The 3,562-nt window shown below is 66.6% G+C and carries 3 protein-coding genes; all 3 read right to left on the reverse strand.

Annotation, left to right across the window (positions count from 1 at the left end):
- Positions 1-396 (reverse strand): PAAR domain-containing protein (locus tag ACEN88_RS26845; protein ID WP_413344575.1); only part of this gene is annotated, 396 nt, incomplete at its 3' end.
- Positions 397-444: 48 nt separating this feature from the next.
- Positions 445-1,302 (reverse strand): DcrB-related protein, encoded by an 858-nt coding sequence (locus ACEN88_RS26850; RefSeq protein WP_413344577.1) that lies wholly within the window; start codon positions 1,300-1,302, stop codon positions 445-447.
- 8 nt (positions 1,303-1,310) lie between these two features.
- A partial coding sequence (locus ACEN88_RS26855) for a type VI secretion system Vgr family protein (RefSeq protein ID WP_413344579.1) occupies positions 1,311-3,562 on the reverse strand: 2,252 nt, incomplete at its 5' end.

Consider the following 3,562-nt stretch of genomic DNA (forward strand, 5'->3'; position numbering starts at 1 on the left):
CGCGCCCACCAGGCCGCCCACGGCGATCACGGGCCCGGCGAGGACGATCGCCGAGCCGACGCCGACGACCAGCAGCGACGCATGCACCCAGCCCGGCACGAGGTTTTCCGGATTGATCGTGTCGGTCTGCGCCGTGCCGCCGCCGATGTAGACGTTGCCCGACCCCTTCGTGATGACGGCGCTGCATCCCGTCTTGTCGTCCACGCGCGCGGCGGGCATGCCGTTGATGTAGACCTGGCCGCTGCCCGTCGCGATCGGTATCGGGCCGGGGTGCTTGGAGCACAGGACCTGGTCGACGTGCGCGCGGGCCGCGGCCAGGCCGTTGACGAACACGTTGGACGAGCCGGTCATCGCGATGGCCGCGCCGATGAGCAGGCCTTTCAGGAGCCAGCTCATGGTCGGGCTGTGCCCGATCGGATCTCCCAGCCGTGCCGCCGCCGGCATCTAGCGCTCCGCGACCCGATCGTTCGCGACCCGATCGAGATGCGCGCGCACCTCCGTCAGGCTGTAGAACGGCACGGACGACGAACTGGCCTGGATGTACTGGGCCAGGTGCAGCCGCTCGGCCAGTGCCGGTCCCGGTGGTTCCGCCGTGCGTTCGAGCGTGACCGTGCCCGACGGCCGCAGCAGCGACAGGCCGGCGTTCGTCCGGGAGACGTTCGCCTGCAGGCGCGTGCCCTCGGCGTCATAGAATTCCCAGTGGTCCTGGTTGACGTCGCGCGCCGACAGTTTGCTGCCCGCCTCGTGCCTGTCCGCGAACACGTGCAGGGTCTTGCGCGGTTCGGACAATGCGAAGATCGTCGGCAGGGCAGGGGATGGCGCCGCGGGCGGCCCATCCTGAACCTTCGGCAGCGGGCGGCGCAGCCTGATGCTGTCCACGATTGCGTCGAACGCGGCGTTCCACTCGTCGCTGAACTCGCGCAGGCACGTCGCCGCCATCAGCATGGCCTCGATCGTGCCCGGCTTGCTGCCCTGGACCAGCGTGATGACCTGGCGCTGGTGCATATAACCCGCTTCGTTGCGCCAGCTGTAGGCCAGTTCCAGCGCCGGCGCGCCGTCCACAAGGCGTTCCGTCATCGCCTTCAGCTGGAAGCGTGGCAAGGCGCGCGTCAGTTCCTTCGTCAGGCGCTCGCCGAACTGGTCCAGTTGTTCCTCGGGCTTGACGTCCGCGTGCGAGACGACGACGTTGAATTCGCTCGGACCATCGTCGCGCAAGGTGAACATGTGCATCGTCTTGTCCTTCAACTGCGCGGGCAGTTCGAAGGTGGCGTGGTTGGCGTGGTACATGGCGCGCTCGCTCATTGGCTCATTTATTTATTCAGGTCGATCCGGCTGCCCATCACGCTGACGTTCACGCCCTGGATCAGGATCGTGCCGTCGGCCTGCAGCACGATCTTGCTGCTGCCGACTTCCAGCGTGATGTCGGTGTTGGCCTTCAGGTGGATGTGCTCCGTCTGCGACGTCAGCTCGATGTTCTGCTTCGCGGTCTGGTGCAGGTGGGCCGTCTGCGCCACCAGTTCGATATTGGTCTTGGCCGTCGCGTGGATGTAGTCGTCCTCGGCGGTCAGCTCGATGTTGGTCTTCGCCGTGTCGTGGATGTGGCCCGTCTGCGCCGTCGTCACGATGTACTGCTTGACCGTGTTGGTCTGGTAGCCCGTGCTGACCGTGTTGGTCTGGTGCGGCCCGTTGACGACGGTGGCCTGCGTGTTCTGCACGGTCGTGACCATATCCTTCTGCGAGTGGATATTGATCAGTTCCTTGCCCTTGCTGTCATGGATCACCATCTCGCAAAAGCCGCCGCCGCCCGGCGTGGAGCGGCTCTTGAAACCCATCATGTGGGCGCCGTCCGGCAGGCCGTACGGGACCGGCTGGTCCGCATTGAACAGCCGTCCCGTGCAGACGGGGCGGTCGGGGTCGCCCTCGAGGTAGTCGATGATGACTTCCTGCCCGATGCGCGGCACGGAAATCGTGCCCCAGCCACGGCCGGCCCACGGCTGCGAGACGCGGATCCAGCACGAGCTGCGTTCGTCCCGGCGGCCGTAGCGGTCCCAGTGGAACTGCACCTTGATGCGGCCGTACTGGTCCGTGTGGATCTCCGTGCCCTTGGGGCCGACGACCGTCGCCGTCTGCGGCCCGGGCATGCGCGGCGGCGGGTGCGCGCGGCGCGGGCGGTAGGGGATCTTGCGGCGGATCGCGGTGAACGTGTTGCGGTAGACGTCGCTCTGGCCCCGCTCGAAATAATTGTTGCGGGCGCTGACCTGCACCGACAGCACGAGGAAATCGTTGTCGCCCTCGGTGGCCGGATCGAACCAGTGGTGGCCCTGCAGCCTGAACGTGCGGCCGGCGACGAGGCCGCGGCAGTCGGAAGCGCCCGTGAAGACCTTGGCCTGCCACTCCAGCACTTCCAGGCGCTGGCGCGCTTCGCGCTGGCCGTCGTCCTTGTCCTTGTACGAGAACGCGGGGTTGCCGTCGTAGATTTCCATGGCCGGCATGTCGCCCTGCTGCGTCACGGTGGGCAGCTCCACGTACTGCATCGCATTGGGCGCCTTGAAGTCGAACGTGTTCAGGGCCACCTTGGTCGGCTGCAGGTTGCGCTCGGCCGCGAACGCCGTCACGCTGTCGCGGTCGTGCCAGCGGTTGCCGCCGTTGAATTCGACCTCGGCGTGATCCGGCTGCGGCGGGCAGAACGCGCCCGAGCGCGAATCGTCGCTGATCACCATCACGTGGCCGTTCGGCTTGTGGTCGAAATAGTAGAACAGCCCGTACTTCTCCATCAGGCGGCAGACGAAGTGCTCGTCCGTCTCGTCGTACTGCACGATGTAGTTTTCGGGGCGGTAGGTCTGGCTGACGCGGAATTCGTACGCGGCGAGGCCGTTGTAGTCGCCCTTGAAGATCGTGTCGAGGACCTCGAGCACGCTCTGGTCCTGGAAGATGCGCGAGTTGACGCGCTGCTTCAGGTAGCTGAGCCAGGGCACGATCTGCGCGTGATAGAACGCGAAGCCGCCGTCCGCATGGCTGAAGCCGAACGAGTGCACGTAGCCGTTGATGAAGTGTTCGCTGCCGTCCGCGAGCTGCACGCCCACGCTGACGTTCTTGCCCATCAGGTCTTTCAGGTCGATGGCGGCGTTTTCCGAGATCAGGCTGAGGTTGAACACGAACTGGTCGGACATGGCCGACGAGCCGCTCAGCGATTCGATCAGCAGGGTCTTGTCGCCCTGCAGCGGCGAATAGAAGCGCAGCAGGCGCTTGCCGTCGTTGAACTTCGCCAGCAGGGATGCCACGGCCGATGCGGCGTCGTCCTGTCCGGCGGGATCGACATTGGGCGGCACGTAGTGCGGCTCGTTGCCGGCGAAATCGCTCACGGCCTGGCCCGCCAGGGGATGTTCTTCGATGGCGAGGTTTTCCGCGACCGCCGCGCCTTGCGCCAGCACCGCGGGCTGGTCCGCGCCTGGTCCCGCATGGTCGGCCAGCGCGCCGGCATGCTGCGCCAGCGAGTGCGCCTGCGACGCGACCTGGAGTGCCTGCGCGAGTTGCGGACTCGCGTGCCCGGCCAGGCCGGCGA

Origin of the sequence: Massilia sp. CT11-108 (assembly GCF_047302915.1) — a bacterium.
In the GTDB taxonomy this organism is placed as follows: domain Bacteria; phylum Pseudomonadota; class Gammaproteobacteria; order Burkholderiales; family Burkholderiaceae_D; genus Telluria; species Telluria orientalis.

Bases quoted from the DNA above. Each gene is read 5' to 3' on its own strand.
- ACEN88_RS26850 (WP_413344577.1), bottom strand. From the start codon at position 1,302: ATGAGCGAGCGCGCCATGTACCACGCCAACCACGCCACCTTCGAACTG.